Raw genomic sequence first — 20348 nt, forward strand, 5'->3', positions numbered from 1 at the left:
TCGGGTAACGGATCACGCAGATCGGCCGATGTCATCACTCGGGGTGCGACGTCGCACCCCGTTTCCATGACGCGAGCCCACGGGATGCGGCTCGGTCAGGTCGATCACCGCGAGAGGAGCACGTCGAATGTCCCGCGAGCCCGTCGTGCACGTCGTCGTGCCCGCCCACAACGAGCAGGCCGGCATCGGCGCCACGCTCAACGCGCTTGCCGCACAGACGCTCCGGCCGGCCAGCGTGACCGTCGTGGCCGACAACTGCACCGACGACACGGTGGCGATCGCCCAGAGCTACGGCGTCGAAGTCGTGGAGACCGTCGGTAACCGGGACAAGAAGGCCGGCGCGCTCAACCAGGTGCTCGCAGATCTGCTGCCGACACTCGCGGCGCAGGACCTCGTGTTCGTACAGGACGCCGACAGCGTGCTTGCGGTCGACTTCCTCGAGCATGCGGCGCGGTACCTCACCGAGAACCCGGCGCTCGGCGCCGTCGGTGGCACATTCCGCGCGCAGGAAGCCGAGCGGCGCGAAGGGGCGACCGACCCGGTGCATGCCCTGCGCGACCTCGTCTGGAACGGCAACGCCCGGCTCCTACGGCACCTGCAGGACAACGAGTACGCCCGGTACGCCCGCGACGTACGCCGGCTGCGCGGTAAATGCCTCGTTGTCACCGGCACCGCTGCGATGTTCCGGGCCGCGACCCTGCAAGGCATCGCCCGCGCCCGGCTGGACGGCGACCTACCGGCCGGGGACGGCCGCGGCGGTGTCTACGACACCACCGTGCTCACCGAGGACAATGAACTCAGCTTCGCGATCATGCACCTCGGTTATCAACTGCTCGCTCCGCCGGAGTGCCGGTTGACGACCGAGGCGATGCCCACCTGGGGCGAGTTGTGGCGGCAGCGGCACCGGTGGAAGCGCGGCGCGGTCGAGAACTGCTTCCAGTACGGCTGGACCCCGCTCACCCGCCCCTACTGGGGGCGCCAACTGCTCACCATGATCGGCGTGGTCGTCACGGCGCTGTACCTGATGGACGTGACGATGTCGGTCGCGTTCAGCGACTTCAGACTCCAACCGCTCTGGCTCGCCGTCACGCTCATCTTCTGTCTCGAACGGTTCATCACGTTGTCGGACAAGGGGATCCGTCGTCAAACGCCCGCGTTCCTGATGTACGAGCTGCCCTATGACCTGTTCCTCCAGGCCGTCCACGCGAAGGCCTACCTCGACTCCCTGACCCGCACCGAGAAGAAATGGTGATCTGATGTACGTCACTCCGACACCCGCCCTCGCCGGCGGCGCCTTCGTCTATGTCGGCTGGCACAACCTCTACATCGCGATGGCCGCGTTCGCGTTCGTCGCGGCGTTCTCTGCACTGCGTCGCATGCTGCCGGTGCGGCGCGGGCCGTCGGTGCGTTTGCCCAGTCGGCACCGATCGGTGCAACCGGTGCCGGTGGAGCGGCTCGCTCGACAGCGAGCCGCGGCACAGCGGTGAGCCGGGCTCGGTCCTGGGGGCCGCTGCTGGTGATCGCCGTCGTCGTCGGTGCACTGTTCGCCACCGGCGTCTTCCCGTCACCGTTCCGTCGGGCCGAAACCGCGGCCGCGCCGCTGACCGGCGGCGCGCGGAGCACGACCGCGCCGCCCGGACGGGTGACCTGGGGCGCGTACGTCGACGGTGCCGACAAGGAACCCGCCAAGTTCGCCGCACTCGAACAGCAGACCGGTCGACTCGGGATGGCGTCGATCTTCCGCGGGAAGGGCGATACCTGGCCCTACCCGGTCGATCACACCCTCGGACGTGGACGCACGCTGCTCGTGTCGTGGTCGCTGGAGGATTGGGGCAACTACCGCTGGTGGTCCTCCGGTGCGGGCGACACCGTGCTGAAGCAACAGGCCGCGCGGCTCAAGAACTACGACGGCGCGTTAGCCATCCGACCTTGGGCCGAGATGAACGCCGACTGGCAGGCCTTCCAGCCGACCGTCGACGGGAAGCAGCCACGTGGTGGCACGCCTGCGGAGTTCAAGCAGGCTTGGCGGCACGTCGTCACCCTGATGCGGGCTCACGGTGTGAAGGCCACCTGGATCTTCAACCCGACGACCGACGTGTACGCCGCGTCGACCGACGTCCGCTCCATCTACCCCGGCGCCGACGTCGTCGATGCGGTCGGTCTCGACGGTTACAATTGGGGCACCGCCGCAGGCGATGCACGGCACCGCTGGGCGAGCTTCGCCGACATCTTCGCCCCGCAGTACGCACGGTTGCAGCAGGCGGCCGGCGACAAACCGGTCTGGATCTGCGAGGTCGGTTCGGCCGACACCGCGCACCCGCGAGTCTCCGGACAGCCGGTGACCGGCGGCTCCAAGGCGCAGTGGCTCACCGGACTGCGGGACAGCCTGCCCCGGCAGTTCCCGGCGGTCACCCACGTCGCCTTCTTCCACGCCGACAAGGAACGTGACTGGCGCCTCGATTCCACCCCGGCCGTACTGCAGGCGGCCAAGGACGTCGTCGCCACGCGCTGATCCTGTTGCCGCGCACCGGGTGTGGCCGAGAAACCGACCCGGTTGTCGGATCCGAGTGGCCGGCTACTTCGGGCGGGGGAGGTTCACCGTCCGGCCGTAGGTGACGTAGCGCGATCCGGAGAGCCTGGCGAGCGGGTCGAGCAGCCATTCCATGGGTCGGCCGTCGTCGTCGAGCACCGACTCGTCGACGGCCGCCACGACGACCCGGCCCATCACCACGAACGAGTCGCCCACGGGAACCACCTGGTGCAGTTCGCACTCCAGCGCCGCAGGCGAGGCGGCCACCCGCCACGGTGCCACCTTGGTCGACCGTTCCTTCTCGAGTCCGGCCAGCTCGAACTCGTCGACCTCCGGCGGCGCGGTCGCCGACGTGGCGTTCATCGGTTCCAGCAGCGCGCGGGAGGCGAGATTCACCACGAACTCACCCGTGGCCTCGATGTTGCGCAGCGAGTCCTTGCGCCCGACCGAGGTGAACTGGACGATCGGCGGCGCCCCGGAGGCGACGGTGAAGAACGAGTGCGGCGCGAGGTTGGCGCGGCCTTGCGCGTCCAGGGTGGAAACCCACGCGATCGGGCGAGGCACAACCAACGCGGTGAGCAGCCGGTAGGGCTCGGGTGCGGGCAGGTCGTCCATGCTGAGGACACGGCGTGTCATGGTTGAACGGTATGCCCCTCGGTGCCGCTGTGGTCGCCGGTGACCGCCGGCAACACGTCGCCGACGATCGCGATCAGCGACTCCGTGAGCAGCAGGTGCGCCTGGGCGCGGGTGAGCGTGTCCGACCGCAGCCACTCGCGGACGGCGCCCTTCGCCATGAGGCAGTAGGCCCGCAACGCGGCGCGCTCGGGTGAGTGCTCCGTGCTGTCGGTGCCGAGGCCCACCATCTGCAGGATCTTCCGGGCGGCGATGTCGTCGGCGGTGGCCAGGATCCGTTCCACCTCCGAGTCGCCCGCAATGCCCTCGGGCCCGGTGACGGCGATGTAGGTGCGCCCGTGGCGCGCGACGGTGTCCAGGAACCAGTCGACGCTGTGCTCGACGCGCTCCCGCACCGGGCGGTCCTGCGGCACGTCGGCGTCGTCGATGTTCGGCACCAACACCATCGCCCGCACGACCTCGAGGTAGAGGTCGCGTTTGGTGCCGAAATAGTGGTGGATCAGACCACGGGTGACCCCGGCCGCGTCGGCGAGCTCGATCGTCGACACCTGCGAATACGGGCGCTCACCGAACAGCCGCACGGCGCAGCCGAGGATCTCCTCGCGGCGCGCGTCGGCCTCGAGCCGGCGGTGCCGACCCGCCGTCCCGGTCACCACGGAAGGAAGTCCGGCAGGTCGTCCGCGACCCGGCCGGGGAACTGCGGGGCGCGCCGCTCCAGGAAGGAGGTGACGCCCTCGGCGGTGTCGGCGCTCGACCCGCAGGAGGCGATGAGCCGCGAGTCGAGATCGAACGCCGCATCGGGGGAGGGGAGAGCACTGATCCGGTGCAGCCCCTTGCGGATGACGGCAACGGACACCGGAGCTGTGACGGTGGCGAGTTCCTCGGCGAGTTCGAGCGCCCGTTCGAGCACTTCGTCCGCCGGGCGCAACTCGGTGACGAGCCCTGCCGCGAGTGCCTCCGCGGCAGGGATCAGTCGTCCGCTGACCATCCAGTCGGTGGCGCGGCCCATGCCGACCAGGCGGGGGAGGAACCAGACCGAGCCGCCCTCGGGGAAGAGGCCGCGCCGGCCGAAGACGAACCCGAAGCGGCTGTCGTCGGCCGCGATCCGGAAGTCGGCGGGAAGGATCATCGTCGACCCGACCCCGACGGCGGCTCCGCGCACGGCGGCGATGACGGGTTTGTCCGATTCGTACATCGGCCGGGTGACGCGGGAGGCCGGCTCGAGTTCTTCGGTTGCGTCCGTGATCCGGCCGCCGCCGAGGGCGCTGAGGTCGGCGCCGACGCAGAAGTCGCTGCCTGCACCCGTCAGCACGATCACGCGGACGGCGTCGTCCCGGTTCGCGGCGACCAGTGCCGCGGCGAGTTCGTTCGCCATCTGGTTGGTGTACGCATTGCGCGCATCGGGTCGGTCGAGCGTGATGAGCGCTGTGTGTCCGGTGATCTCGAACCGGACCTGGGCGTCGGTCATGGTGGCCTCGTGCATCCGTTGCGGGCGTGTCGGTCGCCATCGTGGACGCACTGTTGACACTCTGTCAACAGCCCGCCGATACTCGGATCACGCCCCGGAACGGCGGCGTTCGACCTGCTCCGAAAGGACCGCTCTCGATGAGCACCGAAGCATTCGTGTACGACGCGATCCGCACCCCGCGCGGTCGCAACCGCGGGGGTTCCCTGCACGGCACCAAGCCGATCGACCTCGTCGTCGGCCTCATCGACGAACTGCGTCGCCGTAACCCTTCGCTCGACCCCGCGCGCATCGACGACGTCGTGCTCGGCGTCGTCTCGCCGGTGGGCGACCAGGGCTCGGTCATCGCGCGCACCGCGGCGATCGCGGCCGGCCTGCCCGACACGGTCGGTGGCGTCCAGCTGAACCGGTTCTGCGCATCGGGCCTCGAGGCGGTCAACACCGCGGCCCAGAAGGTGCTCTCCGGCTGGGACCACCTGGTGATCGCCGGTGGGGTCGAGTCGATGTCGCGTGTGCCGATCGGGTCGGACGGCGGCGCCTGGGCGAACGACCCGGCGACGAATTACGACTCCTATTTCGTGCCGCAGGGCATCGGGGCCGACCTGATCGCCACGATCGAGGGCTTCAGCCGGGAGGACGTCGATGCCTATGCCGTGCGTTCTCAGCAGTTGGCGGCGAAGGCCTGGGCGAACGGCTACTTCTCCCGCTCGGTCGTGCCGGTGGTCGACCGCAACGGGCTGGTCGTGCTCGACCACGACGAGCACATGCGTCCCGATTCCACCGTCGAGAGCCTCGGGTCGCTGAAGCCGGCGTTCGCCGGGATGGGTGAGGCTGGCGGGTTCGACGCCGTCGCGCTGCAGAAGTACCACGCGGTCGAGCGGATCAACCACGTCCACACCGGCGGTAACTCCTCCGGCATCGTCGACGGGGCCGCGCTCGTGCTCGTCGGTTCGGAGCAGATCGGTCAGGAGCTCGGGCTCACTCCGCGCGCCCGCATCGTGGCCACCGCCACCAGCGGCGCCGACCCGACGATCATGCTCACCGGTCCGACGCCGGCCACCCGCAAGCTGTTCGACACCGCCGGCATCACCGCCGACGACGTCGACCTGTTCGAGATCAACGAAGCCTTCGCGTCGGTCGTGCTGAAGTACCAGCGCGACATCGGCATCCCGGACGAGAAGCTCAACGTCAACGGCGGCGCGATCGCGATGGGGCACCCACTGGGTGCGACCGGCGCGATGATCCTCGGCACGATGGTCGACGAGCTCGAGCGGCGTGACCAGAAGCGTGCGGTCGTCACCCTCTGCATCGGCGGCGGTATGGGTGTCGCCACTCTCATCGAGCGCGTCTGAACGCGCGAAACAGGCTGCGAACCAAGGAAATCGAACTGATGAGCAACTCGAACACGATTCGTTACCAGAAGGACGGCGACGGCGTCGTCGTCCTCACCATGGACGACCCGAACCAGTCGGCCAACACGATGAACGCCGACTACATCGCCTCGATGCGCACCGCCGTCGACCGGTTGGTCGCCGAGAAGGACGACATCACCGGCGTCGTCATCACCTCGGCGAAGAAGACCTTCTTCGCCGGTGGCGACCTCCACGACCTGATGGCCACCCGCAAGGAGCAGGCGCAGGAGTTCTTCGAAGGGATCGGCGAGGTCAAGGCGCAGATGCGTGCCCTCGAGACCCTCGGCAAGCCCGTCGTGGCGGCGATCAACGGTGCCGCGATGGGCGGCGGCCTGGAGATCGCTCTTGCCACCCACCACCGCGTCATCGCCGACGTCAAGGGCGCCCAGGTCGGGCTGCCCGAGGTGACCCTCGGTCTGTTGCCCGGCGGTGGCGGGGTCGTGCGCACCGTCCGCATGCTCGGCATCGCCGACGCGCTGCTGAAGGTGCTGCTCCAGGGCACCCGCTATGCCGCCAAGGACGCCCTCGAGCTCGGACTGGTCGACGAGGTCGTGGGCAGCGTCGAGGAGTTGGTGCCGGCGGCGAAGGCATGGATCGCCGCCAACCCCGAGGCCCAGCAGCCCTGGGACGTCAAGGGATACAAGATTCCGGGCGGCACGCCGACGAACCCCGCGTTCGCGGCCAACCTGCCGGCTTTCCCGGCGAACCTGCGCAAGCAGCTCAAGGGTGCGAACTACCCGGCGCCGCGGGCGATCCTCGCTGCCGCGGTCGAGGGCGCGCAGGTCGACTTCGACACCGCGCTCGTGATCGAGTCGCGCTACCTGACCGAGCTGGTCACCGGACCGGTCTCGAAGAACATGATCAAGGCGTTCTTCTTCGACCTCGAACACATCAACCGGGGCGGCAGTCGGCCCGCCGACCAGCCGAAGTACACCGCGAAGAAGGTGGGTGTGCTGGGGGCCGGAATGATGGGCGCCGGCATCGCGTACGTCTGTGCCCGCGGCGGCATGGAGGTCGTGCTCAAGGACGTCTCGCTGGAGGCGGCCGAGCGCGGAAAGGGTTACTCGGCAAGCCTTTTCGACAAGGCTGTCGCGCGCGGCAAGTCGAGCCAGGAGCAGGCGGACGAGGTGCTCGCGCGCATCACGCCGACCGCCGACGCCGGCGACCTCGCCGGGTGCGACCTCGTGATCGAGGCCGTCTTCGAGAGCGTCGAGCTGAAGCACAAGGTCTTTCGGGAGATCGAGGAGGTCGTCAACGCCGACGCCGTGCTCGGCTCGAACACCTCGACCCTGCCGATCACTGGCCTCGCCGACGGCGTGCAGAAGCCGGAGAACTTCATCGGTCTGCACTTCTTCTCCCCGGTCGACAAGATGCCGCTGCTGGAGATCATCGCCGGCGACAAGACCAGCGACGAGACGCTGGCGAAGGCGTTCGACATCGCGCAGCAGATCCGCAAGACCCCGATCGTGGTCAACGACAGCCGCGGGTTCTTCACCAGCCGCGTCATCGGAACCTTCCTGAACGAGGCCATCGCGATGGTCGGCGAGGGGGTGCACCCGCAGTCGGTCGAGCAGGCCGGTCTGCAGGCGGGCTACCCGGCCGCGCCGCTGCAGCTCGCCGACGAGCTCAACCTGACGCTGATGAGCAAGATCCAGAAGGAGACCCGCGACGGTCTCGTGGCCGACGGCAAGGGGGACTCCTACTACGAGCACCCCGCCTACGCCATCGTTGACTCGGTGATCGAGCAGGGCCGCAAGGGCAAGCTCGGCGGCGCCGGCTTCTACGACTACGCCGACGGCAAGCGCACCGGCCTGTGGAAGGGCCTGGTCGAGAAGTTCGCTGGCGACAAGGAACTCCCGTTCGAGGACATGAAGGAGCGCATGCTGTTCGCCGAAGCGCTCGAGACGGTGAAGTGCTTCGACGAGGGCGTGCTGCGTTCGGTCGAGGACGCCAACATCGGTTCGATCTTCGGTATCGGGTTCCCCGGCTGGACCGGCGGCGTCGTGCAGTACATGAACGGGTACGAGGGCGGTCTTGCCGGCTTCGTCGCCCGCGCTCGTGAACTTGCCGATCGCTACGGCCCGCAGTTCAACCCGCCGGCCTCGCTGGTGGCCAAGGCCGAGGCGGGGGAGACCTACTGACCTGATCGGATCCCGATCGACGAGACGGCGCCCGACGGAATGAATCCGTCGGGCGCCGCTTGGTGCCTGCTCACGTACCCGCAGGAACGCCGCGGGTACGGGTGGGTCACCCTGCGTCAGCAGCCCGTTGCGGGTGCCCGGAACCCGGGGAACGGGTTGATGTCGCCCATGAAGGTGTATCGACCGCCGACGCCGCTCTGGTTCACCTCCGAGCCGGTCGCGGTGGCCGGTGCCTCATGAACCAGGGCAGCAAGACCTGATCCAGGTGTTCCGCGACAAGGATCGCCGGGACTGATCAGCCGGAACGCAGTGGCCCCGACCGCGTCGGTGGGCGGGGCCACTGCATTCGCCGCCCGGAGCCGACCGCGAACTTCAGAAAATCCGGTCAGGGTTGGTCGGCGCGTTCGGCGAGCAGGGCCAGACGGAGCATGGACTCGCGGTTGCGTGGGGTGATTGCGGCCTGCCGGGCGACCATGGGTACGGCCTTGATCGGCCCGCTGTCCGCGTCCTCGGCCATCGTGATCGTGGTGCCGCCGTCCGCGGCTGGTTCCAGCGTCAGGGTGACCACCGCGGTACCGAACGGGCGCGTCTTCGCCCGGATACGCAGCAGCCGAGCGGGCTGCGACTCGAGCACCTCGGTGTCGTCGTCCAGCAGCAGCGGCCAGGAACCGACGCTGTGATGCAACTTGGTGCCCGCGGCGGGGAAGCCCCGCTCGACCGCCCGCATCCTGGACGCGCCCACCACCCAGCAGGGGTACCGCCAGCCGTCCGCGAGCACGTCCCACACCGCTTCGGGCGAGGCGCTGGTGGTGTGTCGAACCTGCAACGTGTCCATGGAGTTCCTCCGTGTGATTGGTGCCGGCGTCAGAAGCGCGGCGTGGTGTTGTCGATGATGCGGCGGAGTCGTCGACCGACCAGGCCTGCACCGCGGCCGACCACACCCCGGTCGCGCAGCGCCGCGTGGGCCGCCATGTGCCCGGCACCGCCGTGCACGCCGCCGCCCGGGTGGATCGCGGCGCTGCCCAGATAGAGGCCGCGGACGTAGGTGCGTGGGCCGCCCAGACCGGTCACCGGGCGCCACATCGCCTGCTGGAACAGCTGCATGGTGCCGCCGCCGACCGCGCCCCGCCCGAGGTTGGCGTCGGCCTGCGCGAGGCTTCGGGGGGTCTGGTCCCAGCGCTCGACCACCAGGTCACGCCAGCCGGGAGCGAACCGATCGAGCATCTGCTCAGACCGCCCGATCAGTTCGGCCGCGGCGTCCTCGTCCTCGAGGCCGCGGGGCAGGTGGGTGTACAGCCACAGCGCCTCGGTCCCCGCGGGGGATCGGCTGGGGTCGATGGTCGTCATCTGCCCGATCAGGGCGAACGGGTGATGCGGGATCCGCCCGGCACTCAGCTCGGCACTCCAGGTGACGAGCTCGCGGTGGTCGCCGCCGACATGGACCACGCCGGTGCCTCGGGCAGCCGCCGCCGTCCAGGGCATTGGTGCGGACAACCCGAGGTTGAGTTTGACCGTCGGCAGGTCCCAGGTGAAGCGGTCCATCCGGGCCCGGATGCCGGCCGGGACGTCGTCGAGCAGTTCCCCGTACAACATCGGCGCGCTGGTGTCGGCGATCACGACGCGTGCTCGCAGAGCCTCACCGGAAGCGGTCTGCACGCCCTGCACGCGGTCCCCGGAAGTCTCGATCCGGGTCACCCGATCGCCGGTGCGGATCTGCACCCCGGACGCCTGCGCGCGGGCGGCCAGAGCCTGCGCCAGGCCGCCGGTGCCGCCGCGGGGCGAAGGGAAACCGACGTCCTGGGCGAGCATCGTCATGATCCAGCCGTAGATCCCGCTGCCGGGTGCATCGGGTGGGATGTCGGCGTGCATCGCGTTGCCGGACAACAGGTTCCGTGCCGCCGACCCACCGAACCGCTCCCGGCTCAGCTGTTCCACCGGCAACAGCGCGAACCGGGCGAAGTCGAGCAGCTGGGAACCACCCACCGCGCGCACCAGCGCAGGCAGGGAGCGGATCGGGGGCCACTGCAGCAACAACGCGTCGAGCAGCGGCCCCTTCACCGAGTCATACGCCTCGACGAGCCGACGCCATTGGTGACCGTCCCCGGTGTGTCCGGCATCGAGATGCTCGGCGGTGACCGCGGGGTCCGCGGATAGCAGATCGCCGTGCGTGTCGGACGGGTCCGCGAGGTGCGCGACGACCCGGTCGGTGCGGGCCCATTGCAGGCCGTACCGCTCGAGTTCGAGCCCCTTGAGCACCGGCGAGGCCAGCGCCAGCGGATGGCACGCGCTGAACTCGTCCATCACGAAGTCGCCCACCTGCCGGTGCGCGACCGCCCCGCCGACCACATCGCGCTCCTCGAGAACCACCACCTGCCAACCCTGCTCGGCGAGTTCGATGGCGGCAACCAGGCCGTGGTGCCCCGCGCCGACGATCACCGCGTCGTAGTGCGTCATGCGACTCCCATCCGGGTCGTCGGGGCGAGCGGTCAGGGCTTACGGGTTTTTGCCGCCGCGCCCTTCTCGGTGGTGGTGCCCGCGTCCGCCAGGACGCCGGTGTAGCTCTCCAGGTGGGCCCGCACGAACCACTGGAACTTCTCCAGCTCGGCGGTGTGACCGATCACCATGTCCTGGGTGACCGGGTCGAGGTCCTCGAGTTCCTCGATCACCTTGCGATTGCTGGTGATGACGCCTTCGTAGACCTTGTCGAGGGCGCCGAGGTGCGCGCCGACCGAGTCGCGCTCGATGTCGTAGTCGTCCCAGTCGCGATCGCGGATGATGTCACCGACCCGGCCGCCGGGGGAGGCGCCGAGGGCGGCGATGCGCTCGGCGACCTCGTCCGCGTAGCCACGGACGAGCAGCACCTGCGGGTCGATCATTTCGTGGACGCCGATGAAGAAGGGCCCGACGACATTCCAGTGGGCGTGCTTCAGGGTGAGGTGTAGGTCGTTGTAGGCCGACAGGCGCACCTGCAGGAGTTGAACGATCTTCTCCGACTTCGCCTTGGTCAGGCCGGGGAGAGTGAAGCTGGTCTTGTCCGCCATCGTGACGTCCTTTCGGTGGGATGCCGCGCGGCGCACGGCTGACTCCCCATCAAATCAACGGCCGGGCCGCGTGTGGGTCTTCGGCGGTCGCCCCATTGGGGTGGTATCGGTGTCGACCCGCCCCCTGCCAGGCCGAGTTCCTTAGTGCGGACGGCACGTGACGACGTGGCTAGGCAGTCGGGTCGGCCCTCGCCTACCGCGGCATACCACTGCAGACCGCATACTGCGGATCGAAGCACGCCATCCAGGGCTTCCACGAGGCGCTGCGCTGCGAACTGCTGCACGAGAAGTCACCGGTCAGGGTCACCATGCTGCAGATGCCGGCGATGAACACCCCGCAGTTCGGGTGGGTGCTGTCCAGGCTGCCCAAGCGCGCGCAGCCGGTGCCGCCGATCTACCAACCCGAAGTGGCCGGCCGCGCGGTCGTCTACGCGGCCGACCACCCCCAGCGCCGCGAGTACTGGGTGGGCGGCAGCACCGCCGGAACGCTCATCGCGAACGCCGCCGCACCCGGCGTGCTGGACCGCTACCTGGGTCGCACGGGCTTCTCCTCGCACCAGACGGATCAGCCGCGTGACCCTGACCAGCCGGTCAACCTGTGGGAGCCGGCGGACGCCGAACGTGACTTCGGCACCCGCGGCAGTTTCGACGACCGGGCGACCGCGCGGTCCACCCAGGTGTGGGCCTCCCAGCACCGCGGCGTGGTCGGCGGCGTCGTCGCGGGCGCGCTCGGGGCGGCTCTTCTCGGCGTCCTCGGCGGGCGCACCCGATGAGGGCCGGGTACGCCGTGGAGGGTGGCCGGCTCGCCTACGGCGCCCTGCAACTGCTCGCGCCGGAGCGTCTGTGCGCAGTCGTCGGGCAACGGCCCTCGGGCACCAGCCTGACGCTGACGCGGGTGCTCGGAGCGCGGCACCTCATCCAGGGCCTCCTCCTGCTGACGACGGGAGGCCCGACCGCCCACCGCGTCGGCGCCGCAGTGGACGGTCTGCACGCGCTGAGCCTGGTGCCCCTGGGCCGACTGGCGGAGGGTGATGACCGCTCGCTCGCCGCCTTCGACGCGGTCGTCGCGAGTCTGCTCTGCGTCGCCGAAACGCGGCTCGCGTCGTCCTCGCGCTGAAGGCAGCAGTCTTGATCTACCGGGTGGTCGTTGTCTTGGCCGCTAGTGCACGCTCGCAGCCCACTTCGAATCCACCGGACGCGACACACTGCATCGATGAAGTTTCCCCGTCCCACCGCCGCTCGCATCAACGTCAGCGGTGACGCTGCTCCCGACATCGTGTGGCAGCGCTACATCACCCCGGCGACGTGGTCGTCCTGGTCTCCGCAGATCCGGTCGGTCGACTACCCGCACCGGACCATCCGCGCCGGTACGGCAGGGATGGTGCACGCAATCGGCGGTGTGCGCGTCCCGTTCCGGATCGAGCAGGTCGATCCGGACGAGCGCCGCTGGGTGTGGGCGGTGAAGCCGCTCGGCCTGTCGATGCGTCTCGTGCACACCGTCGAGGACCAGGCCGCGGGTAGCCGCACCGGCTTGGAGGTGAGCGGTCCGCCGCTCGTCGTCCATGGGTATGCGCTCGCCTCCGCCGTGGCCCTGCACCGCCTGGTCAGACGTTGAGGTCGGTGGTCGGTCATGCAAGGCCGTCCCGGGTCCGGTCCCGGCGGCTCGCGACGGACACCTGGACCCCGACTGGGTCAAGATGGGGCAGTGACTACTCCAGTGTTTGTGCAACGCGCCCTCGGCGCCGTCCCCGGGGCCGCACTCGCGGTGGGCGCGGTGGTCACGGCACGGATCCGGCACACGAAACCGTTGCACCCGGTCGGCATCATGGGCGCGGGCCGATTGCACATCGAGGGCGGCGCCGCCACGGAAGTGCCGCTCCTCGACGAGCCGGCCGAGCACGACGTCATCGTGCGTTGGTCCCGCGCGATGGGACTGCCGCCAGGTGCCGCGGACATCGAAGGGCTGGCGCTTCGCCTGGACCTTGGTGGGGTCGTAGCGGACGTGCTCTTCGCCAGTACCGGCGACGGGGTCATCTCCCGGCATGCGCTCGTTGCCCGCCGGCCCGGACAGCACGGCTGCTTGACCACCCTGCTGCCCGTATCGACCCCGGGCGGGTCCTTGTTGCTGCGGCTGGTCCCGAGTGCCGGCCCGACTGCGTCCGGGCTACCGGTCTCCTACGAACTGTCCGTCGGCCACGTCGGCGGCCCGTGGCGCACGGTGGGGCAGCTCACTGTCGACTGGCGCGAGGAGGACCAGAAGATCCGCTTCGACCCGGTGCTCAATCAGCTGCCCGGAACCACGCAGTACGGCTGGGTCACCGCCCTGCGCGAGCCCGCCTACCGGGCCGGACGCAGCGGCGCTTCCTGAGCGCCGCCTCAACCGTCAGGCGGGTCGCCCGAGCAATCGGCTCAACCGGTGGGCCTCAGGCCGTCGGGGACCGAGTCCGCGCCCGACGGAGCGTGCCTTTCCCGGCCGTGCCCACCGTGCCAGTCCACCATGAGGATCGTGGCATCGTCCATGAGTTCCCGACCTGTGGCCCGCAACACCCCATCGGCCAGCTCGCGGACGGCCTCGCGGTCGTGCAGCGTCCGGGTCGCGCGCACCACCGAGGTGATTTCGAGGTTGGCAGCGTTGCGCTCGAGCATGCCGTCGGTGACCAACACCAGCCTGTCACCGGGCTCCAGCGTGATCGTCGTGCTCTGGTACGCCGCATCAGGGAAGAGTCCGAACGGTAGATCGACGGGCAGGTCCACGCTGGTGACCTGCCCGTCGCGCAGGAGGAAGGGGGCCACATGCCCCGTTGATCACCTCCAGCGCTCCCGATTCCAGGTCCAAGCGCCCAATCAGCCCCGTGACGAAGTCCTCGTCGGTGCTTGTCGCGACGGCGGCGTTGGTGTCCTTCGCCTGTTCCACCAGGGACGCGCCTCGTCGCCGGGCGCCCCGTAACCCGCTCACGCACAGGGTGGCGGTCAGGGCCGCTTTCACACCGTGGCCCCTGGCATCGGTCAATGACAGGTGGAACTCGTCCCGGGCCAGGCTGTAGTCGAAGGTGTCGCCCGCGATCTCGGCGGCGGGCTCCAACCAGGCTGAAAGCGTGAATGCCCCCGCCTCGCAGGTGCGAGCTTCAGGCAGGAGTCGCTGTTGGATCTCTGCGGCAACGCTCGACTGGCGTGTGCGCTGGGCCCACTCGTACAGGTCGGTGTGCCGCCTGTTCGGTTCTGTGCCGCGTTACTTCTCACTGCCGGTTGCGCTTCTGGCGCGCAGTCGTGTGTTCTCATCCTGCAGGTCCAGCACCATGGCAACTCCGGCGAGGTTGAGTCCGTCCGCCAGGAGCTTCCCGATACGTCTCAAGCGGTCCAGGTCGTCCGTGCCGTACCGCCGGGTGCCGCCGGGCGTTCGGTCGGGGGAGAGCAAACCTCGGGCTTCGTAGGCGCGCAGGTTCTGGACGCCCGTGCCGACCAATTCTGCTGCTGCTGAAATCCCGTAAGCCGGGTCTGGTTCCACTCGAGACGACACGACGCTCACCCTCGTCCTCGGTTCAGAATTTTCATCTTGCGTAAGTATGACAGCAGTGCTAGAACGGGATCTATAGCGCACGCCATAGATCGCGTCGAGCGCGATCCATGGCCACACATCGGAGCATCCGAGAGAACAGGGGTCATGGAGGTGGAAACGATGCTGATGCGCACAGACCCGTTCCGTGAGCTGGACCGACTCAGCCGGCAGGTGTTCGGCGCTGATGGGACGCCGGCGCGACCGTCGATGATGCCGATGGACGCGTGGCGGGACGGAGACACCTTCCACGTCGAGTTCGACCTTCCGGGCGTCGACCCGGAGTCGATCGATCTGGACGTGGAGCGCAATGTCGTCACGGTGAAGGCCGAACGCCCGGTCCGCGGCGGTGACGTCGAAATGCTCGCTGCCGAGCGGCCGCGCGGGGTGTTCAGCCGGCAACTCATCCTCGGCGAGAACCTGGACACCGAACAGATCAGCGCCAGCTACGACAGCGGTGTCCTGACTCTGGAGATCCCGGTCGCCGAGCGGGCGAAGCCCCGCAAGATCGCGGTGGCCACCAAGGACACGGGCCGACAGGCGATCAACGCCTGATCAGCGGAGGCGGCAACATGGGGGTGCTAGCTGACGCAGAGCGCCTGTCAGCCTCGGCGCTCGAGGAGCAGTTCATCGAGTTGGTCTGCGGCGACGACGAGTTGGTCCAGGCTGAGTTCGACGCGCTTGTCACGGCCGAGTGGCGCGAGTGTCCGGCCGGGCCGCCGGGCGACCGCGGGTTCGACGACCGCTGCGTCCCGGGCGGGACAGGCTCCCGAGGCGGCCATCGCGGGGGAGAGGCGCATCGGCCGCCGCGCGCACGACGCCCGGGTAGCGGGGAATGGGTACGGCAACGTTCACCGCCGTTCACGGGCTGAAGCGACGGCATCCAGGATGCCAGGGGGATCCCGGAGCCATCGATCGATACAGCGAGGTGACTGTGCGCTTCGCCCGCGGTTTCCGGCAGGGGCGCGCGAGATCGTGCATGCGGCGCCAGGGCCCGAACGGCACACAGTGATGCGGGCCGGACGACAGTTTTCCTCGGGCGGGGTCCCGGTCATCGGACCGGGGCCACCGTTCGTGTGTGTCGGTGAACATCGGCGCAGTCCTCGTTGTCGAGGCGACCTCCGATCTCGACTTCGTTACGGTGAGTTCCACTCTTGCAGAACGAATTCCACGGGTGCGGCGGCTGCGCCAGCGGCTCCAGGGAACACCGCCCGGCTGTGGGCGGCCGGTGTGGGTGGACCAACCAGACTTCGACCTGGGTCGCCACCTGTCCGAGACGGTGCTGCCGACTGCGCCGGGTTCAGCGGGTGCCGGGCGATTTGACGAACAGGTCCTGGCAGTGGCCGCCGACTGGTGTGCACACCCTTGCCCGGACACCAGCCGCTCTGGGCCGCCCGGTGGGTGACGGGTCCGTCGGACGATCGAGCGGCGCTCATCCTGGTGATGCACCACGTGCTCACCGACGGGGTCGGCGGACTCGCCGTACTAACGGCGCTCGCCGACGAGGGCACGGACCCCATCGCCGACGCCTTCCCGCGTCCGCTGCCGCGGTGGCGGTCCGTGGCCGCCGCGACCTGGCGAGAGCGGGTCGGCGCCCTCACGAAGACGAGAAGCGGCCTGCGCGCCTCTCGCCACGGGCTTCGCGAACTCGGGTTGGGTGCGGGGCGACCGACCTTCGCCGCGCGCACCTCGCTGAACCGTCCCACCGGCCCGCGCCGGCGGCTGACCACCATCGAGGTGCCCTTGGGCGGCGTGCTCGATCTTGCTCACGCCCGGGACTGCACCCTCAACGGCGTCGTGCTCAGCGGCGTCACCGGGCCGATGGCTACCGTTCTTCGGCGGCGCGGGGAGCGGCCCGGCGAACTGGTCGTGTCAGTGCCGATCTCCGCACGGCGAGAGGCCACCGGCGGCGAATTGGGCAACCGCACAGGGGTCCGTCCCCTGGCGATCCCGCTGCTTACCGACCCGGATGCGCGACTGCGTGCCATTGCCGCCATGTCCAGCGGCCGCCGCGGCGCCTCGCGGGGCGCCTCCGCCGGACCGATGGGCGCGGTCTTCCGGACCTTGGGCGCGCTGGGCGTCTTTCAGCTCTTCATCGACCACCAGCGGCTGGTGCACACCTTCGTCACGAACATCCATGGCCCCGAGTCGGCCGTGCATTTCGCCGGGCACCGGGTCGGAACGGTGATTCCCGCGGCTGTCACTCCGGGCAACGTCGGAGTGTGCTTCGACGTCCTCTCGTACGCCGGGCGGCTCGTCGTCCCGGTCGTCGCCGATCCGGACATCGTGCCCGAGCAGGCTTTGCTGACAGACCTGTTGGACGAGGAGCTCACTGCTTTGATCGGTGGATCAGCTGGACGCAGCAGCGTGCTGGCGCCGGGTTGAGGGTTGGGGACAGACCGAGATTGTCGTGACCAGCGTGAAGGCCTGGATGATCGAGGACCCGGCATACAGCAGCGCGACGCCGCCGAGCAGGAAGGTGCACGAGAAGACCAGCGCCGGGGCGGGCACGCTTCGCTTCGTCAGCCGGCTGAGTCGGGACGGTGCATCACCCTCGAGCGCCAGCCCGTAGATCATCCGCGAGGTCGAGTACATGCCGCAGATCGTGGAGGACGCCGCCGAGGTCAGTACGACGAAGTTGATCGCCGACGCCGCGATGCCCAGACCGGCTAGGGTGAACATGCCCACGAACGGGGACTTGTCGGCCACGATGTTTCGCCACGGGGTGACGGCCATGATCACGACCAATGCACCGACGTAGAAGAGCATGATGCGGATCGGGATCGAGTTGATGGCCTTGGGCAGCGTGCGCTCGGGGTTCTTGGTCTCGGCGGCGGTCGTCCCGACCAGCTCGAGGCCGACGAAGGCGAAGACGGCGATCTGGATCGGCGAGGATCAGCCGAAGCAACTGTCAAGCATCACCCGAAACACCGTCAGACATCAGGTGAAGCCCGAATGTCAAGCATCAGGCGAAGTCCTACACAAACACTGTAGGGCGGCTGGGGCTTGAACCCAGGACCGACGGATTATGAGTCCGCTGCTCTGACCGGCTGAGCTACCGCCCCGCGCCGGCGTTGCATCTCGCAAACACCGGCCCCCAGAGATTACCCGTCCGACCGCAGTGGTGAGCCGCGCACATGCCGATCGGGTGGATCTGCCCGACACGCAAGCGGAGCCGGTCCGGTGTCGGCAACGTCGCACGCACTGCGGCATGCTTGAACACAATCGATCGGAGGGAGACGTCGTGGACGTCGGGACCATGCTCGGTGGGCGCTACGCGATGCGTTCACGAATCGCCGGTGGCGGGATGGGCGAGGTCTGGATCGCGCACGACGACGTGCTCGACCGCACCGTTGCGGTGAAGGTGATCCGCCGCGAGTTGGCCGAAGATCCCGAGTTCGCCCGTCGGTTCCATCAGGAAGCGCGCACCGCGGCTCGGCTCAGCCACGCGAACATCGCGCAGGTGCACGACTTCGGTCGCGACGCCGACACCGACTACCTCGTGATGGAGTACGTGCGCGGCACCTCCCTCGCCTCGATGATCGACCAGCACCCCGGCGGGTTGCCGCCGGCGCAGGTCGTCTCGCTCGTGGGCCAGGCCGCCGACGGTCTCGAGGCGGCCCACGAGGCGGGCGTCGTGCACCGCGACGTCAAGCCCGCGAACATCCTCATCACCGACAAGGGTCAGGTGAAGATCACCGACTTCGGTATCGCCCGTGCCCTCGGCGAGGCGAAGATGACGCGGACGGGTGAGGTGATGGGCACCGCCCAGTACCTCCCGCCGGAGGCGGCCCTGGGGCACCACGTCGACGGGCAGGCAGACCTCTACTCACTGGCGGTCGTCGCCTACGAGGCGCTCACCGGACGGCGTCCCTTCCAGGCCGACTCGGCGGTGACGCTCGCGATGAAGCACGTCAACGAGCCGCCGCCCCCGTTGTCGACGAACACTCCTGCGGCGATCCGGAACGCCGTGATGCACGGGCTCGCCAAGAACCCCGCGCAGCGCCCGGCCGGGGTGGCTGCGTTCGCCCGCGAGTTGCGTCAGCCCGGCACCGGTAGCGCGTCGACGCACCAACAGGCGTTCACCGCGCCGTACGCCGCGCCGGGCGGGGGGCAGGGCGGGGGACACGGTGGGAGGCACACCAGCGGGCCGATCGGCGGCCCCCAGGGCTACCGACCCCAGTCCGGACCTCTCGCGGGCGGGCCGATCTCACCGCCGTACGCGCAGTCGGTCTACCAGCCGCCGAAGAAGAACGCCGGGCCGGCAAGTCCGCTCGCGAAAGGTCTGGGCTGGGCGTGGATTGCGTTGTCGCTGCTGGTGATCCTCAGCCTGTACCTGGCGTGGGCGACCTTGAACGGGCAGTCCTGGTCGGCCTTCGGGCTCGAACTCGCCGAGGCGTCGTACTCCTCCGACCCGACCTCGGGCGGGATCGCCGAGATGTTGCTGGTGGTCACCCTGATCGTCGGCGCACTGGGCATCCCGCAGGCGCTCGGGAAGGGGCACATCGCGTGCTCGATCGTCGCGTTGGTCCTGAGCCTCATCGCCGGGTTGCTCTGGGCGGCGGGCCTCGGCACCATCACCGGAGGCGACACCGACTTCAGCCAACTGCACATTGCGGCGGGTGCGGTGCTGTGCGGCATCGTGGGCTTCCTGCATCTTCCGGTGATCGGCACGACCATCGCGAAGCGGCGTTGACGAGTCCCCACGCGGCGATCCGCACGCAAGTCCCCGGTCGGTCCCAGGTTGTTCCCAGGAACGGCGCGTAGCGTTCTTCTCAAGTAGCCCGGGTCGTACCCCTCCTCCCTGTGTCCCACGACCCGGGCTCTTTCATGCCCTGGAGACATTCTCCGGTTGCGGACGGCCCATCCCGGCCGAGTCTGTTGTCCCACAGTGTTTTTCGAGCGACGCTCGGCGTTTCTCCTGTGCCCGGTGGTGCGGATGTGGCGAAAATGGGGCACAATGAACGCACAACTCAGCACCGTTGATATCGGGCCACGCGAGGCCGTTGGGGAAGACGTCCCTCGCACAGCTAGGAGGCTCGGATGTCTGCGGTGAATTCGCGTGTCACGCGCGGGGTCGTGTTCGTTCACTCGACCCCTACTGCGTTGTGCCCCCACATCAGCTGGGCGCTGGAGAACGTGCTGGGTTCGGCCGTCCGCATCGACTGGACGCCGCAACCGATGGCGCCCGGACTCGTGCGCACCGAACTGTCGTGGATGGGGGAGCCCGGCACCGGTGCCAAGCTCGCCAGCGCGCTGCGCGGATCGGACCACGTGCGCTTCGAGATCACCGAGGAGCCGAGCCCGGGCTGTGACGGCTCGCGCTGGTCGCACACGCCCTCGCTCGGCATCCACCACACCTGGACCTCCGCCAACGGCGACGCCGTCGTCAACGAAGACCGGCTCCGCTCGGCGCTGGCCGCCAGCAAGGGCGACCCCGAACTGTTCCGTGCCGAGATGGCCGAACTGCTCGGCGTCGCCTGGGACGCCGAGCTCGAACCCTTCCGCTACGCCGGGGACGGCGCCACCGTCCGTTGGCTGCACCGCGTGAGCTGACAGCGCAGCAATGACTT

Annotated in this window: 20 protein-coding genes, 1 tRNA gene and 3 pseudogenes; 14 read left to right on the top strand and 10 right to left on the bottom strand. The window is 69.1% G+C overall.

Annotation, left to right across the window (positions count from 1 at the left end; all coding sequences use genetic code 11):
* The first annotated feature begins 127 nt into the window (after positions 1-127).
* From DFJ65_RS09175 to DFJ65_RS09185, 3 genes are read left to right on the top strand one after another with little or no spacing between them, the layout of a single operon-like run.
* Positions 128-1252 (top strand): glycosyltransferase family 2 protein, encoded by a 1125-nt coding sequence (locus DFJ65_RS09175; protein ID WP_115922765.1) that lies wholly within the window; start codon positions 128-130, stop codon positions 1250-1252.
* Positions 1253-1256: 4 nt separating this feature from the next.
* Positions 1257-1487 (top strand): hypothetical protein, encoded by a 231-nt coding sequence (locus DFJ65_RS09180; RefSeq protein ID WP_115922766.1) that lies wholly within the window; start codon positions 1257-1259, stop codon positions 1485-1487.
* Positions 1484-2512 (top strand): glycoside hydrolase family 26 protein, encoded by a 1029-nt coding sequence (locus DFJ65_RS09185; protein ID WP_115922767.1) that lies wholly within the window; start codon positions 1484-1486, stop codon positions 2510-2512. The genes DFJ65_RS09180 and DFJ65_RS09185 overlap by 4 nt, the downstream gene beginning before the upstream one ends.
* 63 nt (positions 2513-2575) lie before the next feature.
* Here the strand turns inward: DFJ65_RS09185 and DFJ65_RS09190 are convergent, their stop codons facing one another.
* The 3 genes from DFJ65_RS09190 to DFJ65_RS09200 are packed head-to-tail and all read right to left on the bottom strand — an operon-like array spanning position 2576 to position 4631.
* Positions 2576-3166: a flavin reductase family protein gene (locus tag DFJ65_RS09190; RefSeq protein WP_115922768.1), complete on the bottom strand. Its 591-nt coding sequence runs from the start codon at positions 3164-3166 to the stop codon at positions 2576-2578.
* Positions 3163-3816, bottom strand: coding sequence for a TetR/AcrR family transcriptional regulator (locus DFJ65_RS09195; RefSeq protein ID WP_211308407.1), 654 nt, complete (start codon positions 3814-3816; stop codon positions 3163-3165). The genes DFJ65_RS09190 and DFJ65_RS09195 overlap by 4 nt, the downstream gene beginning before the upstream one ends.
* Complete coding sequence (locus DFJ65_RS09200; protein ID WP_115924221.1) at positions 3813-4631, bottom strand: enoyl-CoA hydratase-related protein; 819 nt, start codon at positions 4629-4631, stop codon at positions 3813-3815. Before DFJ65_RS09200 ends, DFJ65_RS09195 begins: the two co-directional genes overlap by 4 nt.
* A gap of 137 nt (positions 4632-4768) precedes the next feature.
* Here DFJ65_RS09200 and DFJ65_RS09205 point away from each other — a divergent pair, with 137 nt between their 5' ends.
* Both DFJ65_RS09205 and DFJ65_RS09210 read left to right on the top strand, forming a co-directional pair.
* A complete protein-coding gene (locus tag DFJ65_RS09205) occupies positions 4769-5980 on the top strand; it encodes an acetyl-CoA C-acetyltransferase (protein WP_115922770.1) in 1212 nt (403 codons plus the stop codon).
* A 38-nt stretch (positions 5981-6018) separates the two neighbouring features.
* A complete protein-coding gene (locus DFJ65_RS09210) occupies positions 6019-8181 on the top strand; it encodes a 3-hydroxyacyl-CoA dehydrogenase NAD-binding domain-containing protein (RefSeq protein ID WP_115922771.1) in 2163 nt (720 codons plus the stop codon).
* Positions 8182-8566: 385 nt separating this feature from the next.
* Here DFJ65_RS09210 and DFJ65_RS09220 read toward each other — a convergent pair whose 3' ends face one another.
* The 3 genes from DFJ65_RS09220 to DFJ65_RS09230 are packed head-to-tail and all read right to left on the bottom strand — an operon-like array spanning position 8567 to position 11222.
* Positions 8567-9016 (bottom strand): SRPBCC family protein, encoded by a 450-nt coding sequence (locus DFJ65_RS09220; RefSeq protein ID WP_115922773.1) that lies wholly within the window; start codon positions 9014-9016, stop codon positions 8567-8569.
* Positions 9017-9045: 29 nt separating this feature from the next.
* Positions 9046-10635: a phytoene desaturase family protein gene (locus DFJ65_RS09225; RefSeq protein WP_115922774.1), complete on the bottom strand. Its 1590-nt coding sequence runs from the start codon at positions 10633-10635 to the stop codon at positions 9046-9048.
* Between the two features lie 32 nt (positions 10636-10667).
* Positions 10668-11222 carry a Dps family protein gene (locus tag DFJ65_RS09230; RefSeq protein WP_115922775.1) on the bottom strand — a complete coding sequence of 185 codons (555 nt, stop codon included), beginning with the start codon at positions 11220-11222 and terminating at the stop codon, positions 10668-10670.
* 188 nt (positions 11223-11410) lie between these two features.
* Between DFJ65_RS09230 and DFJ65_RS09235 the strand changes: the two are divergent.
* From DFJ65_RS09235 to DFJ65_RS09250, 4 genes and pseudogenes are all read left to right on the top strand, one after another.
* Positions 11411-11995 (top strand): annotated as a pseudogene (locus tag DFJ65_RS09235) (SDR family oxidoreductase); the annotation flags it as partial.
* Positions 11992-12339, top strand: a complete 348-nt coding sequence (locus tag DFJ65_RS09240) for a hypothetical protein (protein ID WP_147301364.1) — start codon at positions 11992-11994, stop codon at positions 12337-12339. The pseudogene DFJ65_RS09235 and the gene DFJ65_RS09240, both read left to right, overlap by 4 nt.
* Positions 12340-12435: 96 nt before the next feature.
* Positions 12436-12837, top strand: a complete 402-nt coding sequence (locus DFJ65_RS09245; RefSeq protein ID WP_115922778.1) for an SRPBCC family protein — start codon at positions 12436-12438, stop codon at positions 12835-12837.
* A gap of 102 nt (positions 12838-12939) precedes the next feature.
* The gene (locus DFJ65_RS09250; protein WP_115922779.1) at positions 12940-13590 is read left to right on the top strand and encodes a phosphodiesterase; all 651 of its coding nucleotides are present in this window, start codon (positions 12940-12942) and stop codon (positions 13588-13590) included.
* Positions 13591-13631: 41 nt separating this feature from the next.
* On the opposite strand, the pseudogene DFJ65_RS09255 reads toward DFJ65_RS09250, so the two are convergent.
* Both DFJ65_RS09255 and DFJ65_RS09265 read right to left on the bottom strand, forming a co-directional pair.
* Positions 13632-14208: pseudogene (locus tag DFJ65_RS09255) on the bottom strand (PP2C family protein-serine/threonine phosphatase).
* Positions 14209-14451: 243 nt separating this feature from the next.
* Positions 14452-14748: a MerR family transcriptional regulator gene (locus DFJ65_RS09265; protein ID WP_170144048.1), complete on the bottom strand. Its 297-nt coding sequence runs from the start codon at positions 14746-14748 to the stop codon at positions 14452-14454.
* A gap of 150 nt (positions 14749-14898) precedes the next feature.
* Between DFJ65_RS09265 and DFJ65_RS09270 the strand changes: the two genes are divergently transcribed.
* The 3 genes from DFJ65_RS09270 (at position 14899) to DFJ65_RS18265 (ending at position 17160) form a co-directional block, all read left to right on the top strand.
* The gene (locus DFJ65_RS09270) at positions 14899-15330 is read left to right on the top strand and encodes an Hsp20/alpha crystallin family protein (RefSeq protein ID WP_115924223.1); all 432 of its coding nucleotides are present in this window, start codon (positions 14899-14901) and stop codon (positions 15328-15330) included.
* 529 nt (positions 15331-15859) lie between these two features.
* On the top strand, positions 15860-16180 hold the full coding sequence (locus tag DFJ65_RS18480) for a wax ester/triacylglycerol synthase domain-containing protein (protein ID WP_425453025.1): 321 nt from the start codon (positions 15860-15862) through the stop codon (positions 16178-16180).
* Entirely contained in the window at positions 16129-17160 is a 1032-nt protein-coding gene (locus DFJ65_RS18265) for a WS/DGAT domain-containing protein (protein WP_115922784.1), read from the top strand. Before DFJ65_RS18480 ends, DFJ65_RS18265 begins: the two co-directional genes overlap by 52 nt.
* A gap of 15 nt (positions 17161-17175) precedes the next feature.
* Here DFJ65_RS18265 and DFJ65_RS09290 read toward each other — a convergent pair.
* Positions 17176-17658: pseudogene (locus tag DFJ65_RS09290) on the bottom strand (amino acid permease); the annotation flags it as partial.
* Between the two features lie 108 nt (positions 17659-17766).
* Positions 17767-17840: transfer RNA gene (locus tag DFJ65_RS09300), tRNA-Ile, on the bottom strand.
* 179 nt (positions 17841-18019) lie between these two features.
* On the opposite strand from DFJ65_RS09300, the gene DFJ65_RS09305 reads away from it, so the two are divergent.
* Positions 18020-19471 (top strand): protein kinase domain-containing protein, encoded by a 1452-nt coding sequence (locus DFJ65_RS09305; protein WP_170144050.1) that lies wholly within the window; start codon positions 18020-18022, stop codon positions 19469-19471.
* Positions 19472-19818: 347 nt separating this feature from the next.
* A complete protein-coding gene (locus DFJ65_RS09310) occupies positions 19819-20331 on the top strand; it encodes a DUF3145 domain-containing protein (protein ID WP_115922787.1) in 513 nt (170 codons plus the stop codon).
* Positions 20332-20348: the final 17 nt, after the last annotated feature.

It is taken from the genome of Calidifontibacter indicus, from assembly GCF_003386865.1.
GTDB classification, from domain to species: domain Bacteria; phylum Actinomycetota; class Actinomycetes; order Actinomycetales; family Dermatophilaceae; genus Yimella; species Yimella indica.

Excerpts from the sequence above, each read along its gene's own strand:
- DFJ65_RS09180 (WP_115922766.1), top strand. The coding sequence starts at position 1,257 with ATGTACGTCACTCCGACACCCGCCCTCGCCGGCGGCGCCTTCGTCTAT.
- DFJ65_RS09175 (WP_115922765.1), top strand. The coding sequence starts at position 128 with ATGTCCCGCGAGCCCGTCGTGCACGTCGTCGTGCCCGCCCACAACGAG.
- DFJ65_RS09210 (WP_115922771.1), top strand. The coding sequence starts at position 6,019 with ATGAGCAACTCGAACACGATTCGTTACCAGAAGGACGGCGACGGCGTC.
- DFJ65_RS09205 (WP_115922770.1), top strand. The coding sequence starts at position 4,769 with ATGAGCACCGAAGCATTCGTGTACGACGCGATCCGCACCCCGCGCGGT.
- DFJ65_RS09190 (WP_115922768.1), bottom strand. The coding sequence starts at position 3,166 with ATGACACGCCGTGTCCTCAGCATGGACGACCTGCCCGCACCCGAGCCC.
- DFJ65_RS09270 (WP_115924223.1), top strand. The coding sequence starts at position 14,899 with ATGCTGATGCGCACAGACCCGTTCCGTGAGCTGGACCGACTCAGCCGG.
- DFJ65_RS09230 (WP_115922775.1), bottom strand. The coding sequence starts at position 11,222 with ATGGCGGACAAGACCAGCTTCACTCTCCCCGGCCTGACCAAGGCGAAG.
- DFJ65_RS09200 (WP_115924221.1), bottom strand. The coding sequence starts at position 4,631 with ATGACCGACGCCCAGGTCCGGTTCGAGATCACCGGACACACAGCGCTC.
- DFJ65_RS09225 (WP_115922774.1), bottom strand. The coding sequence starts at position 10,635 with ATGACGCACTACGACGCGGTGATCGTCGGCGCGGGGCACCACGGCCTG.
- DFJ65_RS09240 (WP_147301364.1), top strand. The coding sequence starts at position 11,992 with ATGAGGGCCGGGTACGCCGTGGAGGGTGGCCGGCTCGCCTACGGCGCC.
- DFJ65_RS09220 (WP_115922773.1), bottom strand. The coding sequence starts at position 9,016 with ATGGACACGTTGCAGGTTCGACACACCACCAGCGCCTCGCCCGAAGCG.
- DFJ65_RS09310 (WP_115922787.1), top strand. The coding sequence starts at position 19,819 with ATGTCTGCGGTGAATTCGCGTGTCACGCGCGGGGTCGTGTTCGTTCAC.
- DFJ65_RS09245 (WP_115922778.1), top strand. The coding sequence starts at position 12,436 with ATGAAGTTTCCCCGTCCCACCGCCGCTCGCATCAACGTCAGCGGTGAC.